Source organism: Streptomyces indicus, assembly GCF_900100315.1.
Lineage (GTDB): Bacteria > Actinomycetota > Actinomycetes > Streptomycetales > Streptomycetaceae > Streptomyces > Streptomyces indicus.
In genome coordinates this window covers 131,337-150,165 of the sequence record NZ_FNFF01000003.1, presented here as the reverse complement: position 1 = coordinate 150,165, position 18,829 = coordinate 131,337, and the positions used below count along the sequence as shown (strand labels likewise).

Below are 18,829 nucleotides of genomic sequence, written 5' to 3'. Positions count from 1 at the left end.
CCCTCGGTCCCACCAGTCCAGTCCAGGAGATCCGCAACCGTGGCTTCCACGAACGACCTCAAGAACGGCATGGTGCTCAAGCTCGACGGGGGCCAGCTCTGGTCCGTCGTCGAGTTCCAGCACGTCAAGCCCGGCAAGGGCCCGGCCTTCGTGCGCACCAAGCTCAAGAACGTGCTGTCCGGCAAGGTCGTCGACAAGACCTTCAACGCCGGCGTCAAGGTCGAGACGGCCACTGTCGACAAGCGTGACATGCAGTTCTCGTACATGGACGGCGACTACTTCGTCTTCATGGACATGGAGACGTACGACCAGCTGCACATCGACAAGAAGGTTGTCGGCGACGCCGCGAACTTCCTGATCGAGGGCTTCGAGGCCACCGTCGCGCAGCACGAGGGCGAGGTGCTCTTCGTCGAGCTGCCGGCCGCCGTCGAGCTCACCATCCAGGAGACCGAGCCGGGCGTCCAGGGCGACCGCTCCACCGGCGGCACCAAGCCCGCCATCCTGGAGACCGGCCACCAGATCCAGGTCCCGCTGTTCATCACCACGGGCGAGAAGATCAAGGTCGACACCCGTGACAGCGGCTACCTCGGCCGGGTGAACAGCTAACCGTGGCTGCCCGCAATACGGCTCGTAAGCGCGCCTTCCAGATCCTCTTCGAGGCCGACCAGCGCGACGCCGACGTGCAGACGGTCCTCGCGGACTGGATCCGGCACTCCAAGTCGGACACCCGGCAGCCGCCCGTCAGCGAGTACACGATGGAGCTCGTCGAGGGGTACGTGAAGCACGCCCCGCGTATCGACGAGCTGATCTCGCAGTACGCCGTCGGCTGGACGCTCGACCGGATGCCGGCCGTGGACCGCAACATCCTGCGGCTCGGTGCGTACGAGCTGGTCTGGGTGGACGGTACGCCGGACGCCGTCGTGCTCGACGAGGCCGTGCAGCTCGCCAAGGAGTTCTCCACGGACGAGTCGCCCTCCTTCATCAACGGCCTGCTGGGCCGCCTGAAGGACCTCAAGCCGTCGCTGCGGCGCGACGAGGCGTAGCTTTTCGCTCTACGCCGGTCCCGCTTGCCCGGAAGCCCGCAACGCTTGGTGCGTTGCGGGCTTCCGGCGTACGGGGGCGCTGCGCGGCCGGGGGCTACGTGACGGGGCACCCCGGGGGCGGGCACTCGCGGCCTCCGGCCGCCTGGCTGCTCCGCCGCTCCGCGGCGGTGAGATGTGTGGGGGCTGACGCCCCCACACCCCCAGGGAGCAGACCACCGTTGCCACTGGGGTGCTCGTACAGCAGCGGGCGAGGCATATGCCAGGCGGTATTGGTCGCCTCGGCGTACCAAGCCGTGGCCAACGGGCCAAAGGCGTCCGGGGTGCTCGCGCGAGCTCAGGCCAACGAAAAGCCGCCTGGGCGGGACCTGTTGGTCCCGGCCAGGCGGCACGTTTCTGCAGAGGCTCAGGCCTCTTCGTGGGCCACGGCGCGGCGGGCGTCGGCGTCCAGGACGCCCCAGCTGATGAGCTGCTCCGTGAGGACCGACGGCGACTGGTCGTAGATCACGGCCAGGGTGCGCAGGTCGTCCTGGCGGATCGACAGCACCTTGCCGTTGTAGTCACCGCGCTGCGACTGGATCGTCGCCGCGTAGCGCTGCAGCGGGCCCGCCTTCTCCTGCGGAACGTGGGCCAGACGCTCGAGGTCGAGCACCAGCTTCGGCGGCGGCTCGGCGGCGCCGCCGGGGGTCGTACCCGGGAGGAGCTCCTGCACCGGCACCCCGTAGAAATCGGCCAGTTCGGCCAGGCGCTGTACGGTCACCGCGCGGTCACCGCGCTCGTACGAACCGACCACGACCGCCTTCCAGCGTCCCTGGGACTTCTCTTCCACACCGTGGAGGGAGAGGCCCTGCTGGGTGCGGATCGCTCGAAGCTTGGCCCCGAGCTGTTTGGCGTATTCGCTGGACATATAGCTCCCGGACACCGTTTCGATCTGCGGCCGCCGTCAAGCCTGCCGCATGGCTGGTAACTCACTGTGAGGTTACGCAGCGTTACGTCCATGCGTCAAGCCGAAAGGTCCGGACCGCTCCTTCGAAGGGGGTGTGATCAGCGCCGTTGCCAAGTGCTGGTACCGTGGTTGGCGCAATTACGACGTCCTTTAAGGTCCGTCCCGTGAGGCGGAGAAGGAGGTCCTTTTCATGGACTCAAGCGCGCATTCCGATGCTGCCCGGCCCGTTCTCGAAGGCCCGGACATCGCGCGGGTGCTGACCCGCATCGCCCACGAGATCGTCGAACGTGCCAAGGGCGCCGACGACGTGGTGCTCCTCGGCATTCCGACCCGCGGCGTCTTCCTCGCCCGGCGTCTGGCCGACAAGCTCGAAGAGATCACCGGCCGCAAGATCCCGGTCGGCTCGCTCGACATCACCATGTACCGCGACGACCTGCGGATGCACCCGCCGCGGGCCCTCGCGCGCACCGAGATCCCGGCCGACGGCATCGACGGCCGCTTGGTCGTCCTGGTCGACGACGTGCTCTTCTCCGGCCGCACCATCCGCGCCGCCCTCGACGCCCTGAACGACATCGGCCGGCCGCGCGCCGTGCAGCTCGCCGTTCTCGTCGACCGCGGCCACCGCGAGCTGCCCATCCGCGCCGACTATGTCGGCAAGAACCTCCCGACGTCGCTGCGGGAGACGGTCAAGGTCCAGCTCTCCGAGGAGGACGGCCGCGACGCCGTGCTGCTCGGCGAGAAGCAGGCCTCCCCGGCAGGCGAGCGCTAGCACCCCCGAAGGTCCCCAGCGGCCTTCGTGTGCTTCCGCACGCCCGCATGCCCGTGAATCCGGGGAGACCCGGAACCTCCTGAACTGCCTTACGGAGCCTTCCAGATGATGCGTCACCTCATCTCGGCCGCCGACCTCACCCGCGACGAAGCCGTCCTCATCCTCGACACCGCCGAGGAGATGGCCCGCGTCTCGGACCGGCCGATCAAGAAGCTGCCCGCCCTGCGCGGACGCACGGTCTGCAATCTGTTCTTCGAGGACTCGACCCGCACGAGGATCTCGTTCGAGGCCGCCGAGAAGCGGCTGTCCGCGGATGTCATCAACTTTGCGGCCAAGGGGTCCTCGGTCTCCAAGGGCGAGTCCCTGAAGGACACCGCCCAGACCCTGGAGGCGATGGGCGTGGACGCCGTCGTCATCCGGCACGGCGCCTCCGGCGCCCCGTACCGCCTCGCCAACTCCGGCTGGATCGACGCCCCGGTCATCAACGCCGGCGACGGCACTCACCAGCACCCCACCCAGGCGCTGCTCGACGCGTTCACCATGCGCCGCCGCCTGATCGGGCCCGACGCCGGCATCGGCCAGGACCTGTCCGGCAAGCGCGTCACGGTCGTCGGCGACATCCTGCACAGCCGCGTCGCCCGTTCCAACGTCGACCTGCTCCACACGCTCGGCGCCGAGGTCACGCTGGTCGCGCCGCCGACCCTGCTGCCGGTCGGCATGGACAGCTGGCCCTGCGAGGTCTCGTACGACCTCGACGCCGTGCTGCCCAAGAGCGACGCCGTGATGATGCTGCGCGTGCAGCGCGAGCGGATGAACGCCGCGTTCTTCCCGACCGAGCGCGAATACAGCCGCCGCTACGGCCTCGACGGGGACCGCATGGCGAAGATGCCGGAGCACGCGATCGTGATGCACCCCGGCCCGATGGTCCGCGGCATGGAGATCACCGCCGAGGTGGCCGACTCCCCGCGCTGCACCGTCGTCGAACAGGTCGCCAACGGCGTGCACACGCGCATGGCGGTCCTCTACCTGCTTCTGGGCGGCAACGAGCCGGCCGTCACCCACGCCCGTACCGAGGAAGGCAAGTAACCATGAGCAAGATTCTGATCCGCGGTGCGAAGGTCCTGGGCGGCGAGCCGCAGGACGTCCTGATCGACGGCGAGACCATCGAGGCGGTCGGCAGCGGTCTCTCGGATGAGGGCGCCACAGTCATCGAGGCCGACGGCCAGATCCTCCTGCCGGGTCTCGTCGACCTGCACACCCACCTGCGCGAGCCCGGCCGTGAGGACTCCGAGACCGTCCTGACCGGCACCAAGGCCGCCGCCAGGGGCGGCTGGACCGCTGTGCACGCGATGGCCAACACCTTCCCCGTCGCCGACACCGCCGGCGTCGTCGAGCAGGTCTGGCGGCTCGGCAAGGAGTCGGGCTACTGCGATGTGCAGCCCGTCGGCGCCGTCACCGTCGGCCTGGAGGGCAAGCAGCTCGCCGAGCTCGGCGCGATGCACGAGTCCGCCGCCGGCGTCGTGGTCTTCTCCGACGACGGCAAGTGCGTGGACGACGCTGTGATCATGCGGCGCGCCCTGGAGTACGTGAAGGCCTTCGACGGTGTCGTCGCCCAGCACGCCCAGGAGCCCCGCCTGACCGAGGGCGCCCAGATGAACGAGGGCGTCGTCTCCGCCGAGCTCGGTCTCGGCGGCTGGCCGGCCGTCGCCGAGGAGTCGATCATCGCCCGCGACGTGCTGCTCGCCGAGCACGTCGGCTCCCGCGTGCACATCTGCCACCTGTCGACCGCCGGCTCCGTCGAGATCGTCCGCTGGGCCAAGTCCCGCGGCATCGACGTGACCGCCGAGGTCACCCCGCACCACCTGCTCCTCACGGACGAGATGGTGCGTACGTACAACCCGGTCTACAAGGTCAACCCGCCCCTGCGTACGCAGAACGACGTGATGGCCCTGCGCGAGGCTCTGGCCGACGGCACGATCGACATCGTCGCCACCGACCACGCCCCGCACCCGCACGAGGACAAGGACTGCGAGTGGGCCGCGGCCGCCATGGGCATGGTGGGCCTGGAGACCGCGCTGTCCGTGATCCAGCACACGATGGTCGACACCGGTCTGCTCGACTGGGCGGGCGTCGCCCAGCGCATGTCCGTGAACCCGGCGAAGATCGGCCGCCTCGCCGGCCATGGACGCCCCGTCTCGGCAGGTGAGCCGGCCAACCTCACGCTGGTCGACCCGGCATACCGTGGACCGGTGGACTCCGCGGAATTCGCCTCCCGCAGCCGCAACACCCCGTACGAGGGTCTCGAGCTGCCCGGTCGCGTCACCCACACCTTCCTGCGGGGCCGCGCGACGGTCATCGACGGGAAGCTGGCGTGAGCACCTACCTCTTTGCTGCACAGATCGCACAGACCGCTGCCGAGAAGAAGTCCGCCGAGGTCACGGACTGGGCGGCGCGGATCGGCTGGGTCGTCGGACTCCTGCTGTTCATCGCCCTCGTCTACTGGCTGATGCGTCAGGGCTGGAAGTGGCGCGGCACGCTCCAGGGCGACCTGCCCGAGCTGCCCGCCGCGCCGAGCGGGCAGGGTCCGGCGAGACTTGAGCTGAGCGGCCGGTACCACGGGTCCACCACGGCCGGGCAGTGGCTCGACCGGATCGTGGCCCACGGTCTCGGCACGCGCAGCCGCGTCGAGCTCACGCTCACGGACGCTGGTCTGGATGTCGTACGCCCCGGGGCGCAGGACTTCTTCATCCCGGCCGCGGCCCTGCGCGAGGCCCGGCTCGACAAGGGCATCGCGGGCAAGGTGCTCGCCGAGGGCGGTCTCCTGATCGTCACCTGGGAGCACGGCGGCAAGCAGCTCGACTCCGGCTTCCGCTCCGACCACGCCGCAGAGCACGCGGCCTGGGTCGAGGCCATCAACTCCATGACATCGACTTCGAACACCGAAACCAGCACGGAAGGCGCCGAACGATGACGACCTCCACCAGGGGAGCCCGCACGCAGGCCGCTCCCGCCGTACTCGTCCTGGAGGACGGCCGGATCTTCCGCGGCCGCTCCTACGGGGCCGTGGGGGAGACCTTCGGCGAAGCCGTGTTCTCCACCGGCATGACCGGCTACCAGGAGACCCTGACCGACCCCTCGTACCACAAGCAGGTCGTCGTCATGACGGCCCCGCACGTGGGCAACACGGGCGTCAACGACGAGGACCCCGAGTCGGGCCGCATCTGGGTCTCGGGCTACGTCGTACGCGACCCCGCACGCGTCCCCTCGAACTGGCGCGCCAAGCGCTCGCTGGACGAGGAGCTCGCGAACCAGGGCGTCGTCGGCATCTCCGGCGTGGACACCCGCGCCCTGACGCGCCACCTGCGCGAGCGCGGTGCGATGCGCGTCGGCATCTTCTCCGGTGACGCCGTCGCGGACGACGCGGCGCTGCTCGCCCGCGTGCAGGAAGCCCCGCAGATGAAGGGCGCGAACCTGTCCGCCGAGGTCGCCACCAAGGAGACCTACGTCGTCCCCGCGATCGGCACCAAGAAGTTCACGGTCGCCGCCGTCGACCTGGGCATCAAGGGCATGACCCCGCACCGCATGGCCGAGCGCGGCATCGAGGTGCACGTGCTGCCCGCCACCGCCACGGTTGAGGACGTGTACGCGGTCAACCCGGACGGCGTGTTCTTCTCCAACGGGCCGGGCGACCCGGCCACCGCCGACCACGCCGTCTCCGTCATGCAGGGTGTCCTGGAGCGCAGGACGCCGCTCTTCGGCATCTGCTTCGGCAACCAGATCCTGGGCCGCGCGCTCGGCTTCGGCACGTACAAGCTGAAGTACGGCCACCGCGGCATCAACCAGCCGGTGCAGGACCGCACCACCGGCAAGGTCGAGGTCACCGCGCACAACCACGGGTTCGCCGTGGACGCGCCCCTCGACAAGGTGAGCGAGACCCCCTACGGCCGCGCCGAGGTCTCGCACGTCTGCCTGAACGACAACGTGGTGGAAGGCCTCCAGCTGCTCGACCAGCCGGCCTTCTCCGTCCAGTACCACCCGGAGGCGGCGGCCGGTCCGCACGACGCCGCCTACCTGTTCGACCGCTTCGTATCCCTGATGGAGGCCGAGCGTGCCTAAGCGCACCGATATCCAGTCCGTCCTGGTCATCGGCTCCGGCCCGATCGTCATCGGCCAGGCCGCCGAGTTCGACTACTCCGGCACCCAGGCCTGCCGCGTCCTCAAGTCCGAGGGCCTGCGCGTGATCCTGGTCAACTCCAACCCGGCCACGATCATGACCGACCCGGAGATCGCCGACGCCACGTACGTCGAGCCGATCACCCCGGAGTTCGTCGAGAAGATCATCGCCAAGGAGCGTCCCGACGCGCTGCTCCCGACGCTGGGTGGCCAGACCGCGCTCAACACCGCGATCTCCATGCACGAGCAGGGCGTCCTCGAGAAGTACGGCGTCGAGCTCATCGGCGCCAACGTCGAGGCGATCAACAAGGGCGAGGACCGCGACCTGTTCAAGGAGGTCGTGGAGGAGGTCCGCAAGAAGATCGGGCACGGCGAGTCCGCCCGCTCGGTCATCTGCCACTCCATGGACGACGTCCTCAAGGGCGTGGAGACGCTGGGCGGCTACCCCGTCGTCGTCCGCCCCTCCTTCACCATGGGCGGCGCCGGCTCCGGCTTCGCGCACGACGAGGAGGAGCTGCGCCGTATCGCCGGGCAGGGCCTCACGCTCTCGCCGACCACCGAGGTGCTCCTGGAGGAATCCATCCTCGGCTGGAAGGAGTACGAGCTGGAGCTGATGCGCGACAAGAACGACAACGTCGTGGTCGTCTGCTCCATCGAGAACTTCGACCCGATGGGCGTGCACACCGGTGACTCGATCACCGTCGCCCCGGCGATGACCCTCACCGACCGCGAGTACCAGGTGCTGCGCGACGTGGGTATCGCGATCATCCGCGAGGTCGGCGTCGACACCGGCGGCTGCAACATCCAGTTCGCGGTGAACCCCGAGGACGGTCGCGTGATCGTCATCGAGATGAACCCGCGTGTGTCCCGGTCCTCGGCGCTCGCGTCCAAGGCCACCGGCTTCCCGATCGCGAAGATCGCCGCGAAGCTGGCCGTCGGCTACACGCTGGACGAGATCCCCAACGACATCACCGAGAAGACGCCGGCCTCGTTTGAGCCGACGCTCGACTACGTGGTCGTGAAGGCCCCGCGCTTCGCGTTCGAGAAGTTCCCCTCCGCCGACTCCACGCTGACCACGACCATGAAGTCGGTCGGCGAGGCCATGGCGATCGGCCGCAACTTCACCGAGGCGCTCCAGAAGGCGCTGCGCTCCCTGGAGAAGAAGGGCTCGCAGTTCGCCTTCACCGGCCCGGTGGGCGACAAGGCCGCCCTCCTCGAAGAGGCCGTACGGCCCACCGACGGCCGGATCAACACCGTCATGCAGGCGATCCGCGCCGGCGCCACGCAGGAGGAGGTCTTCGCGTCCACGAAGATCGACCCCTGGTTCGTGGACCAGCTCTTCCTCATCAAGGAGATCGCCGACGAGCTCGCCGAGGCCGAGAAGCTCGACCCCGAGCTGCTCGCCCACGCCAAGCGCCACGGCTTCTCCGACGCCCAGATCGCGGAGATCCGCGGCCTGCGCGAGGACGTGGTCCGCGAGGTACGGCACGCGCTCGGTGTCCGCCCGGTCTACAAGACGGTGGACACCTGCGCCGCCGAGTTCGCCGCCAAGACCCCGTACTTCTACTCCTCGTACGACGAGGAGACCGAGGTCGCGCAGCGCACCAAGCCCGCGGTGATCATCCTGGGCTCCGGCCCGAACCGCATCGGCCAGGGCATCGAGTTCGACTACTCCTGCGTCCACGCCTCCTTCGCGCTGAGCGACGCGGGCTACGAGACCGTGATGGTCAACTGCAACCCGGAGACGGTCTCGACGGACTACGACACGTCCGACCGCCTCTACTTCGAGCCGCTCACGCTCGAGGACGTCCTGGAGATCGTGCACGCCGAGCAGCAGGCGGGCCCGCTCGCCGGTGTCGTCGTGCAGCTCGGCGGCCAGACCCCGCTGGGTCTGTCGCAGGCGCTCAAGGACAACGGCGTCCCGGTCGTGGGCACTTCGCCCGAGGCCATCCACGCCGCCGAGGACCGCGGCGCCTTCGGCCGCGTGCTCGCCGAGGCCGGGCTCCCCGCGCCGAAGCATGGCACCGCCACCACCTTCGCCGAGGCCAAGACGATCGCCGACGAGATCGGCTACCCGGTCCTCGTCCGCCCGTCGTACGTGCTCGGCGGCCGCGGCATGGAGATCGTGTACGACGAGGCCCGTCTGTCCTCGTACATCGAGGAGTCCACGGAGATCTCGCCGGACCGTCCCGTCCTGGTCGACCGCTTCCTCGACGACGCGATCGAGATCGACGTGGACGCGCTCTACGACGGCGAGGAGCTCTACCTCGGCGGCGTCATGGAGCACATCGAGGAGGCCGGTATCCACTCCGGCGACTCGGCCTGCGCGCTGCCCCCGATCACCCTCGGCGGCTTCGACATCAAGCGCCTGCGGGCCTCAACTGAGGGCATCGCCAAGGGAGTTGGTGTACGCGGACTGATCAACATCCAGTTCGCGATGGCCGGCGACATCCTGTACGTCCTGGAGGCCAACCCGCGCGCCTCGCGCACCGTCCCCTTCACCTCGAAGGCGACCGCGGTGCCGCTCGCGAAGGCCGCCGCGCGCATCTCGCTCGGCGCCACCATCGCCGAGCTGCGCGAGGAGGGCCTGCTCCCGAAGACCGGTGACGGCGGCACGCTCCCCATGGACGCGCCGATCTCCGTCAAGGAGGCCGTCATGCCGTGGTCGCGCTTCCGCGACATCCACGGCCGCGGCGTGGACACCGTGCTCGGCCCGGAGATGCGCTCGACCGGTGAGGTCATGGGTATCGACTCGGTCTTCGGCACGGCGTACGCCAAGTCGCAGGCCGGTGCATACGGCCCGCTGCCCACCAAGGGCCGCGCGTTCATCTCCGTCGCCAACCGCGACAAGCGCTCGATGATCTTCCCGGCGCGTGAACTCGTGTCGCACGGCTTCGAGTTGATGGCCACGTCCGGCACGGCCGAGGTGCTCAAGCGCAACGGCATCAACGCGACCGTCGTGCGCAAGCAGTCCGAGGGCGAGGGCCCGAACGGCGAGAAGACGATCGTCCAGCTGATCCACGAGGGCCAGGTCGACCTGATCGTCAACACCCCGTTCGGCACGGGCGGCCGCCTCGACGGCTACGAGATCCGTACCGCCGCGGTGGCGCGCAGCGTCCCCTGCCTGACCACGGTGCAGGCGCTCGCCGCCGCCGTACAGGGCATCGACGCGCTCAACACCGGGGGAGTGGGCGTCCGTTCCCTCCAGGAACACGCCGACCATCTGACCGCGGCCCGCGACTAGCAGCCCACGAGGGGGACACCGGAAACGGTGTCCCCCTCTTCATGAGACCCACTTCATGGGGCTTACCTAGAGGACACCCACATGTACAAGCTCTTCTTCAACCTCGTCTTCAAGCGCATGGACCCGGAGAAGGCCCACTACCTGGCCTTCCGCTGGATCCGGCTCGCCGCCCGCGTCCCGGTCCTGCGCACCTTCGTCGCCGCCGTGCTCGCCCCGCGCTTCCGTGAGCTGCGCACCGAGGCGTTCGGCCTGCGCATGCACGGCCCGTTCGGACTCGCGGCCGGCTTCGACAAGAACGCGGTCGCGATCGACGGCATGACGATGCTCGGCTTCGACCACATCGAGATCGGCACGGTCACGGGCGAGGCCCAGCCGGGCAACCCCAAGAAGCGCCTGTTCCGCCTGATCCCGGACCGCGCGCTGATCAACCGTATGGGCTTCAACAACGAGGGCTCGCTCGCGGTCGCCGCGCGCCTGGCCTCACGTAACCCCGTCTTCAAGACCACCGTCGGCGTGAACATCGGCAAGACCAAGGTCGTGCCCGAGGCCGAGGCCGTCGGCGACTACGTCAAGTCCACTGAGCGCCTTGCCCAGTTCGCCGACTACCTGGTCGTGAACGTGTCCTCGCCGAACACGCCAGGCCTGCGCAACCTCCAGGCGGTGGACCACCTGCGTCCGCTGCTCGCCGCCGTGCGCGAGGCCGCCGACCGCACCGTCACCTCGCGCCGCGTCCCGCTCCTGGTGAAGATCGCGCCCGACCTCGCGGACGAGGACATCGACGCGGTGGCCGACCTGGCCGTGGAGCTCGGCCTCGACGGCATCATCGCCACCAACACCACGATCGGCCGCGAAGGTCTGCTCTCGGACCCCGCGCTGACCAAGGAGACCGGCGGACTGTCCGGTGCGCCCCTCAAGGAGCGCTCCCTGGAGGTCCTGCGGCGCCTGTACGCGCGCGTGGGCGACCGGATCACCCTCGTCGGCGTCGGCGGCATCGAGAACGCCGAGGACGCCTGGCAGCGGATCCTCGCCGGCGCCACGCTGGTGCAGGGCTACAGCGCCTTCATCTACGAGGGCCCGTTCTGGATGCGCGCGATGCACAAGGGACTTGCCGCCCGCCTGAACACCTCCCCGTACGCCACCCTCGCCGAAGCCGTCGGCGCCGACACGCGAAAGGTCTCCGCATGAGCATCGAATCCTTCGGCAGCCGGCTGCGACGGGCGATGGACGAGCGGGGTCCGCTCTGTGTCGGCATCGACCCGCACGCCTCGCTGCTCTCCGCGTGGGGTCTGAACGACGACCTCGCGGGCCTGGAGACCTTCACGCGCACCACGGTCGAGGCGCTGGCCGAGACCGTGGCCGTGGTCAAGCCGCAGGCCGCGTTCTTCGAGCGCTTCGGATCGCGTGGCGTCGCGGTCCTGGAGAAGGCCGTCGAGGAGCTGCGCTCGGCCGGGACCCTGGTCGTCATGGACGCCAAGCGCGGCGACATCGGCTCCACGATGGCCGCGTACGCCGAGGCCTTCCTGCGCAAGGACTCGCCGCTGTTCTCGGACGCGCTGACGGTGTCGCCGTATCTCGGATACGGGTCCCTGAAGCCCGCCGTGGACCTCGCGCGCGAGAACGGTGCCGGACTGTTCGTCCTCGCGCTGACCTCGAACCCCGAGGGCTCCGAGGTGCAGCACGCGGTGCGCGCCGACGGCCGCACCATCGGCGCGACGATGCTGGCGCACCTGGCCGAGGAGAACGCGGGGGCCGCCCCGATGGGCTCCTTCGGCGCGGTCGTCGGCGCGACGCTCGGCGACCTGTCCTCGTACGACCTGGACATCAACGGGCCGCTGCTCGCACCGGGGATCGGCGCGCAGGGGGCGACGCCCGCGGACCTGCCGTCGGTGTTCGGGTCCGCCGTGCGCAACGTCGTGCCCAACGTGAGCCGCGGCGTGCTCAGGCACGGTCCTTCGGTGGCGGCGCTGCGGTCTTCGGCGGCGCAGTTCGCCGACGAGGTGCGGGCGGCTGTGGACGCCGCCTAGACGAGGTGCGGGCGGCTGTGGACGCCGCCTGGCGGAGCGGGACCTTCGCCGTGTCGTACGGGACTTCCGAGCGCGTACGGCACGGCACCCCGCGGCCGATCATGGACACGGAGATGCAGCGACCCCGAACGGAGCGCTCCCGTGCCACGGCAACCCCGTCCCACGCCCGTGCAGCGCACGGCCGAGATCCTCTCGCTCGACCCGGCCGGCGCCTACCACCGGCTCGTGCTGCGCGCCGAGGACAGCGCCGCGAGCGTCTCGCCCGGCCACTTCGCCGCCCTGGCCATCGGCGGCCGCGACTCCGCCATGCTGTTGCGGCGCGCCTTCTCCATCCACCGTGCCGACCCCGCCGCCGGCACCATCGAGCTCGTCTTCGCCGAGCACGGGCGCGGGACCAGGGCGCTGGCGGGACACCGGCCCGGCGACACCGTCGATCTGATCGCGCCGCTCGGCACCCCGTTCCCGCTGCCCGACGGACCGGTCGGTGCCGTACTGGTCGGGGGCGGCTACGGAAGCGCCCCGTTGTTCGCGCTCGCCGAGCGGATCCTCGACCGCGGCGGACGCGTCGGATTCGTCCTGGGCGCCGCCACCGCCGACCGGCTCTTCGGCGTCGGCCTCGCCCGCTCCCTCACCCGGCACGTGGCGGTCGTCACGGACGACGGGTCGTACGGCGCCCGGGGACGGGTCACCGAGCCCCTCGCCGCCATGATCCGCGAGCTCGGCGCCACCGAGGTGCACTCCTGCGGACCGATGCCAATGCTCAAGGCCGTCACCGGCATCGCCACCGCCGAAGGCGCGCGCAGCCACACCGCCGTCGAAGAGGCGATGGCCTGCGGGATCGGGATCTGCATGACCTGTGTGCTGCCCGTGGTCGGCAAGGACGGCGTCACGCGCTTCCTGCGCTCCTGCACCTCGGGGCCGGTCTTCGACGGGGCGCGGGTCCGCTGGGACGACGCGGGCACCCTGCCGCCCGACCTCGAAGGCGCCGACGCCATGCACCCGGGACGGGAGAGCGCACGATGACAAAGCCCTCTATCGACATGTCGGCACCACTCGGCGCCACCGTCACCCTGCCCAACCCCGTCAGCACCGCCTCCGGCTGCGCCGGGAACGGCCGTGAGCTCCACCCGTTCGTGCCGCTGTCCGCGCTCGGCACGATCACCACGAAGACGGTCATGCCGTACGCGCGCTCCGGCCGGGCCACCCCGCGCATGGCCGAGACGCCCAGCGGCATGCTCAACTCCATCGGCCTCCAGGGCTCCGGCATCGACCACTTCGTCGCGCACGAGCTGCCCTGGCTCGCCGAGCAGGGCGCCCGGGTGCTCGTGTCGGTGGCGGGGGAGCGGACGGAGGAGTTCGCCGAGGCGGCGGCCCGGCTCAAGGGACAGCCGGGCGTCGTCGGCATCGAGGCCAACATCTCCTGCCCCAATGTGGCCGACCGCGGCCTCGTCTTCGCCTGCGATCCCGCCGCCTCGTACGAGCCAATCGCGCCGTACGCGAGGCGGCCGATCCCGCGCACCCCGTCTACGCGAAGCTCACCCCGGACGTCACCTCGATCGTCGACATCGCCGCCGCGTGCACCGAGGCGGGCGCGGACGGGCTCTCGATGATCAACACACTGCTCGGCCTCACCGTCGACACCGAGACGATGCGCCCGCACCTCGCGGGGACGACCGGCGGCCTCTCGGGCCCCGCGATCCGGCCCGTGGCGGTCCGTTGCGTGTACCAGGTGTACGCGGCGATGCGGGCCGGAGCGGTCCGGCAGGTGCCGATCCTCGGCATGGGAGGGATCACCTCCGGACGCGACGCGCTGGAGTTCGTGCTCGCCGGCGCCTCGGGCGTCGCCCTCGGCACAGTGCTGTTCAACGACCCCGGCGCACCCTTGCGCGTACTCGACGAGCTCGAATCGGCTCTTGCGGCGCGGGATTTCACATCGTTGCAGCAGGCAATCGGCCGCGCGCATCCGACTAATTGAAAGACCCGACCCCCAAATCGGGGGCGAATTGCCCGATATGTATAGTTCAGCAGAGGCTGACCTGGACTTTTCCGCTGTTCTCGCTGACTGGAGCGGTCCTGGCCGCTAGTCTCCGTCGGGAGTGCACGGGTGCAGTTTGCTCGTTGCTCCCCAGGTGCGGGGCTGATCAGGTTCCTCACCGGTCCGTATCCGACAGTTCGACAACCGAGGTGACGTAGGCGTGGCTCTTCCGCCCCTTACCCCTGAACAGCGCGCAGCCGCGCTCGAAAAGGCCGCCGCGGCTCGCCGGGAGCGGGCCGAGGTCAAGAATCGACTCAAGCACTCCGGCGCCTCCCTTCACGAGGTCATCAAGCAGGGCCAGGAGAACGACGTCATCGGAAAGATGAAGGTCTCCGCCCTCCTCGAGTCGCTGCCCGGCGTGGGCAAGGTCCGCGCCAAGCAGATCATGGAGCGTCTCGGTATCTCCGAGAGCCGGCGTGTGCGGGGCCTTGGCTCCAACCAGATCGCGTCTTTGGAGCGAGAGTTCGGCGGCGGTGCCGCCTGACGGTCTCAGGCACTCCTGAGAACCTGGATAATCGCTGCATGAGTGAACGTCCGCGGCTGACCGTGCTCTCCGGCCCCTCTGGAGTCGGCAAGAGCACGGTCGTCGCCCATATGCGCAAGGAACACCCCGAGGTCTGGCTCTCCGTCTCGGCGACGACCCGGAAGCCGCGTCCCGGGGAGAGGCACGGCGTCCAGTACTTCTTCGTCACCGACGAGGAGATGGACAAGCTGATCGCCAACGGCGAGCTGCTCGAGTGGGCCGAGTTCGCGGGCAACCGCTACGGCACGCCCCGAGCCGCGGTGCTCGAGCGTCTCGAACGCGGCGAGCCGGTCCTCCTCGAGATCGACCTCCAGGGTGCCCGGCTCGTGCGCGAGTCGATGCCCGAGGCCCAGCTGGTCTTCCTGGCTCCGCCCAGCTGGGACGAGCTGGTGCGCCGCCTGACCGGCCGGGGCACCGAGGCCGCCGATGTCATCGAGCGCCGTCTCGCCGCCGCCCGTGTCGAGCTCGCCGCCGAGTCGGAGTTCGATACGACCCTTGTCAACACCTCCGTCGAGGACGTGGCCCGCGAGCTGCTAGCCTTGATGAACGTTGTGTGATCAGGCTCTTCCTGTCTGGTCTTTTCGATTCTTCGGAAGGTAGAGCGTGTCCTCTTCCATCACCGCGCCCGAGGGCATCATCAACCCGCCGATCGACGAGCTCCTCGAGGCCACCGACTCGAAGTACAGCCTCGTGATCTACGCGGCCAAGCGCGCGCGCCAGATCAACGCGTACTACTCGCAGCTCGGCGAGGGTCTCCTCGAGTACGTCGGTCCGCTGGTGGACACCCACGTCCACGAGAAGCCGCTCTCGATCGCCCTGCGCGAGATCAACGCCGGTCTGCTGACCTCCGAGGCCATCGAGGCCCCGGCCCAGTAGTCGCGCTGGCTTCCAGCAGTTCTTCCACTTCAGGCCCGGCAGAGCGACTGCCGGGCCTGTGGTGTGTCATGGGTACGAACCGGTATACGTGCGCCGCATCGCGTACGGGGAGTGGGGAGTGGCAGTGGACAAGCCGAAGGTCGTCCTGGGGGTCAGCGGCGGGATCGCCGCGTACAAGGCGTGCGAGCTGCTTCGCCGGCTGACCGAGTCGGGCCACGACGTCCGGGTCGTGCCGACTGAGTCCGCCCTCCACTTCGTCGGCGCCGCCACCTGGTCCGCGCTCTCCGGGCACCCCGTCTCGACCGAGGTCTGGTCCGACGTCCACGAGGTGCCGCATGTCCGGATCGGCCAGCACGCCGACCTGGTGATCGTGGCCCCGGCCACCGCCGACATGCTCGCCAAGGCCGCCCACGGCCTCGCCGACGACCTGCTCACCAACACGCTTCTCACAGCCCGCTGTCCCGTGGTGTTCGCGCCCGCGATGCACACCGAGATGTGGGAGCACCCGGCCACGCAGGAGAACGTCGCGACGCTGCGCCGCCGCGGCGCCGTCGTCATCGAGCCCGCCGTCGGACGCCTCACCGGCGTCGACACCGGAAAGGGGCGGCTGCCCGATCCCGGCGAGATCTTCGAGGTCTGCCGCCGGGTCCTCGCCCGGGGGAACGCCGAGGCCGACCTCGCGGGCCGCCATGTCGTGGTGAGCGCCGGCGGCACCCGCGAGCCGCTCGACCCGGTCCGCTACCTGGGCAACCGCTCCTCCGGCAAGCAGGGCTACGCCCTCGCGCGTACGGCGGCCGCGCGCGGCGCCCGGGTCACGCTGGTCTCCGCGAACGCCGCCCTGCCCGACCCGGCCGGGGTGGACGTCGTGCACGTCGGCACGGCGGTGCAGCTGCGCGAGGCCGTGCTCAAGGCCGCGGCCGACGCGGACGCCGTGGTCATGGCGGCGGCCGTGGCGGACTTCCGCCCGTCCGCGTACGCCCCCGGGAAGATCAAGAAGCGGGACGACAAGGCGGACCCGACGATCACCCTGGTCCGCAACCCCGACATCCTCGCCGAGCTCTCCGCCGACCGCGCCCGCCCCGGCCAGGTGGTCGTCGGCTTCGCCGCCGAGACCGACGACGTGCTCGCCAACGGGCGCACCAAGCTGGAGCGCAAGGGCTGCGACCTCCTCGTCGTCAACGAGGTCGGCGAGCGCAAGACCTTCGGGTCGGAGGAGAACGAGGCGGTCGTGCTCGGCGCCGACGGATCCGAGACGCCCGTCCCGTACGGGCCGAAGGAAGCCCTCGCGGACGTGGTGTGGGATCTGGTCGGCGCACGACTGCGCTGAGTCTCGAAGACAGGACTGCGTTGAGACTAGGAAGACCTGTAGACCTGTAGACCTGTAGACCTGTAGACCTGTGGACCAGTAGACCCGTAGACCCGAAAACCCTCTGTCCGGCTACGGCGAACCTCCAAGTTGTCGATATTCGCCCGCCCGGGCGCCTCAAACCCCCGAAATTCGGACGTGGAAGCCCTGGCGAAGACCGATCGTCGTATCGCAGAATGCAGTGCCGCAGGTCACTGGGCATCCAGGAAGCGAGACGCGGCGCCCGGTGGCCGGAAGCGACCGATAAACTGGTCACGGATCCATGCCGGGCGCAGCTCCCGGCGGGTCCGCCAATGATCAGCCAGCAGCCGCTGCAACCCCAGGGAGCGTTGTGTCCCGTCGTCTGTTCACCTCGGAGTCCGTGACCGAGGGCCACCCGGACAAGATCGCTGACCAGATCAGCGACACCATTCTCGACGCGCTGCTTCGCGAGGACCCCACGTCCCGCGTCGCCGTGGAGACCCTCATCACCACGGGTCTGGTGCACGTCGCGGGTGAGGTCACCACCAAGGCGTACGCGCCGATCGCGCAGCTGGTGCGCGAGAAGATCCTGGAGATCGGTTACGACTCCTCGAAGAAGGGCTTCGACGGCGCCTCCTGCGGCGTCTCGGTGTCCATCGGCGCGCAGTCCCCCGACATCGCGCAGGGCGTCGACACCGCGTACGAGAAGCGGGTCGAGGGCGACGACGACGAGCTGGACAAGCAGGGCGCCGGCGACCAGGGCCTCATGTTCGGTTACGCGACCGACGAGACGCCCGAACTGATGCCGCTGCCGATCCACCTCGCGCACCGTCTCTCGCGCCGGCTGTCCGACGTGCGCAAGAACGGGACCATCCCCTACCTGCGTCCCGACGGCAAGACCCAGGTCACCATCGAGTACGACGGCGACAAGGCCGTCCGCCTCGACACCGTGGTGGTCTCCTCGCAGCACGCCTCGGACATCGACCTGGAGTCGCTGCTCGCGCCTGACATCCGCGAGTTTGTCGTCGAGCCGGAGCTCAAGGCGCTGCTCGAGAACGGCATCAAGCTCGACACCGAGGGCTACCGCCTCCTGGTCAACCCCACCGGCCGCTTCGAGATCGGCGGTCCGATGGGTGACGCCGGTCTGACCGGCCGCAAGATCATCATCGACACCTACGGCGGCATGGCCCGCCACGGCGGCGGCGCCTTCTCGGGCAAGGACCCGTCCAAGGTGGACCGTTCGGCCGCGTACGCCATGCGCTGGGTCGCCAAGAACGTGGTCGCCGCGCAGCTCGCTTCGCGCTGCGAGGTGCAGGTCGCGTACGCGATCGGCAAGGCCGAGCCGGTCGGTCTGTTCGTGGAGACCTTCGGCACCAACACCGTCCCGGTGGAGAAGATCGAGGACGCCATCTCGGCCGTCTTCGACCTGCGCCCGGCCGCGATCATCCGCGACCTGGACCTGCTCCGCCCGATCTACTCCCAGACCGCCGCGTACGGCCACTTCGGCCGTGAGCTGCCGGACTTCACCTGGGAGCGCACGGACCGCGTGGACGCGCTGCGCAAGGCCGCCGGCCTGTAAGCGGCAGTCGGCTGTACGGGGGCGGCCCCGGACCTTCTGGTCCGGGGCCGTTCTCGTGGCATCGGTGAGTCCATCGCGCGGCCGTGGGGAAATGGTGTGCGGTGGGCGGGAGTCGGTGGCTACGGTGGCCGTGCCGACACCGGGGCGCCCGGTGCGCAGGCAGCGGATCCTTCTGGTTCGGGCGAAAGCCCCGCGGGTTCGAATCCCGCCGCCGGTCCTTCGGGGCCGGTGTGGCCGAGCGGCCCAAGGCAAACCCCTTGCGCCCCTGGCGCGTTCCGCCGCCGACTGGATCT

19 protein-coding genes are annotated in these 18,829 nt (G+C 69.8%); 18 read left to right on the top strand and 1 reads right to left on the bottom strand.

Features of this window, described 5'->3' with window-relative positions; translation table 11 throughout:
- The first annotated feature begins 39 nt into the window (after positions 1 to 39).
- The gene (efp, locus tag BLT97_RS10145; RefSeq protein ID WP_093608486.1) at positions 40 to 606 is read left to right on the top strand and encodes an elongation factor P; all 567 of its coding nucleotides are present in this window, start codon (positions 40 to 42) and stop codon (positions 604 to 606) included.
- Between the two features lie 2 nt (positions 607 to 608).
- On the top strand, positions 609 to 1,043 hold the full coding sequence (gene nusB, locus BLT97_RS10140; protein ID WP_093608485.1) for a transcription antitermination factor NusB: 435 nt from the start codon (positions 609 to 611) through the stop codon (positions 1,041 to 1,043).
- Positions 1,044 to 1,446: 403 nt separating this feature from the next.
- On the opposite strand, the gene bldD is transcribed toward nusB, so the two are convergent.
- A complete protein-coding gene (gene bldD, locus BLT97_RS10135) occupies positions 1,447 to 1,947 on the bottom strand; it encodes a transcriptional regulator BldD (RefSeq protein ID WP_093608484.1) in 501 nt (166 codons plus the stop codon).
- Between the two features lie 229 nt (positions 1,948 to 2,176).
- On the opposite strand from bldD, the gene pyrR reads away from it, so the two are divergent.
- The 16 genes from pyrR to metK all read left to right on the top strand — a co-directional run bounded on the left by pyrR (position 2,177) and on the right by metK (position 18,536).
- Positions 2,177 to 2,755 (top strand): bifunctional pyr operon transcriptional regulator/uracil phosphoribosyltransferase PyrR, encoded by a 579-nt coding sequence (pyrR, locus tag BLT97_RS10130; RefSeq protein ID WP_093608483.1) that lies wholly within the window; start codon positions 2,177 to 2,179, stop codon positions 2,753 to 2,755.
- Between the two features lie 105 nt (positions 2,756 to 2,860).
- On the top strand, positions 2,861 to 3,841 hold the full coding sequence (locus tag BLT97_RS10125; RefSeq protein ID WP_093608482.1) for an aspartate carbamoyltransferase catalytic subunit: 981 nt from the start codon (positions 2,861 to 2,863) through the stop codon (positions 3,839 to 3,841).
- Positions 3,842 to 3,843: 2 nt separating this feature from the next.
- Positions 3,844 to 5,130 carry a dihydroorotase gene (locus tag BLT97_RS10120; protein WP_093608481.1) on the top strand — a complete coding sequence of 429 codons (1,287 nt, stop codon included), beginning with the start codon at positions 3,844 to 3,846 and terminating at the stop codon, positions 5,128 to 5,130.
- Positions 5,127 to 5,726, top strand: coding sequence for a PH-like domain-containing protein (locus BLT97_RS10115; protein WP_245769241.1), 600 nt, complete (start codon positions 5,127 to 5,129; stop codon positions 5,724 to 5,726). The genes BLT97_RS10120 and BLT97_RS10115 overlap by 4 nt, the downstream gene beginning before the upstream one ends.
- Entirely contained in the window at positions 5,723 to 6,871 is a 1,149-nt protein-coding gene (gene carA / locus BLT97_RS10110; protein WP_093608480.1) for a glutamine-hydrolyzing carbamoyl-phosphate synthase small subunit, read from the top strand. Before BLT97_RS10115 ends, carA begins: the two co-directional genes overlap by 4 nt.
- Positions 6,864 to 10,172: a carbamoyl-phosphate synthase large subunit gene (gene carB, locus BLT97_RS10105; protein ID WP_093608479.1), complete on the top strand. Its 3,309-nt coding sequence runs from the start codon at positions 6,864 to 6,866 to the stop codon at positions 10,170 to 10,172. Before carA ends, carB begins: the two co-directional genes overlap by 8 nt.
- An 81-nt stretch (positions 10,173 to 10,253) precedes the next feature.
- The gene (locus BLT97_RS10100; RefSeq protein WP_093608478.1) at positions 10,254 to 11,357 is read left to right on the top strand and encodes a quinone-dependent dihydroorotate dehydrogenase; all 1,104 of its coding nucleotides are present in this window, start codon (positions 10,254 to 10,256) and stop codon (positions 11,355 to 11,357) included.
- A complete protein-coding gene (gene pyrF / locus BLT97_RS10095; RefSeq protein WP_093608477.1) occupies positions 11,354 to 12,196 on the top strand; it encodes an orotidine-5'-phosphate decarboxylase in 843 nt (280 codons plus the stop codon). The genes BLT97_RS10100 and pyrF overlap by 4 nt, the downstream gene beginning before the upstream one ends.
- A 141-nt stretch (positions 12,197 to 12,337) precedes the next feature.
- Positions 12,338 to 13,219 (top strand): dihydroorotate dehydrogenase electron transfer subunit, encoded by an 882-nt coding sequence (locus BLT97_RS10090; protein WP_093608476.1) that lies wholly within the window; start codon positions 12,338 to 12,340, stop codon positions 13,217 to 13,219.
- Positions 13,216 to 13,806: a beta/alpha barrel domain-containing protein gene (locus BLT97_RS38980; protein ID WP_218137296.1), complete on the top strand. Its 591-nt coding sequence runs from the start codon at positions 13,216 to 13,218 to the stop codon at positions 13,804 to 13,806. The genes BLT97_RS10090 and BLT97_RS38980 overlap by 4 nt, the downstream gene beginning before the upstream one ends.
- Positions 13,752 to 14,171 carry a beta/alpha barrel domain-containing protein gene (locus BLT97_RS38890; RefSeq protein WP_342742723.1) on the top strand — a complete coding sequence of 140 codons (420 nt, stop codon included), beginning with the start codon at positions 13,752 to 13,754 and terminating at the stop codon, positions 14,169 to 14,171. Before BLT97_RS38980 ends, BLT97_RS38890 begins: the two co-directional genes overlap by 55 nt.
- A 220-nt stretch (positions 14,172 to 14,391) precedes the next feature.
- Entirely contained in the window at positions 14,392 to 14,715 is a 324-nt protein-coding gene (locus tag BLT97_RS10080) for an integration host factor (RefSeq protein ID WP_005319887.1), read from the top strand.
- Positions 14,716 to 14,753: 38 nt separating this feature from the next.
- Positions 14,754 to 15,311: a guanylate kinase gene (gmk, locus tag BLT97_RS10075; RefSeq protein WP_093608475.1), complete on the top strand. Its 558-nt coding sequence runs from the start codon at positions 14,754 to 14,756 to the stop codon at positions 15,309 to 15,311.
- A 46-nt stretch (positions 15,312 to 15,357) separates the two neighbouring features.
- Complete coding sequence (gene rpoZ, locus BLT97_RS10070) at positions 15,358 to 15,630, top strand: DNA-directed RNA polymerase subunit omega (RefSeq protein ID WP_004948662.1); 273 nt, start codon at positions 15,358 to 15,360, stop codon at positions 15,628 to 15,630.
- Positions 15,631 to 15,754: 124 nt separating this feature from the next.
- On the top strand, positions 15,755 to 16,957 hold the full coding sequence (coaBC, locus tag BLT97_RS10065) for a bifunctional phosphopantothenoylcysteine decarboxylase/phosphopantothenate--cysteine ligase CoaBC (protein WP_093608474.1): 1,203 nt from the start codon (positions 15,755 to 15,757) through the stop codon (positions 16,955 to 16,957).
- A 370-nt stretch (positions 16,958 to 17,327) separates the two neighbouring features.
- A complete protein-coding gene (gene metK, locus BLT97_RS10060) occupies positions 17,328 to 18,536 on the top strand; it encodes a methionine adenosyltransferase (protein WP_093608473.1) in 1,209 nt (402 codons plus the stop codon).
- Positions 18,537 to 18,829 lie beyond the last annotated feature (293 nt).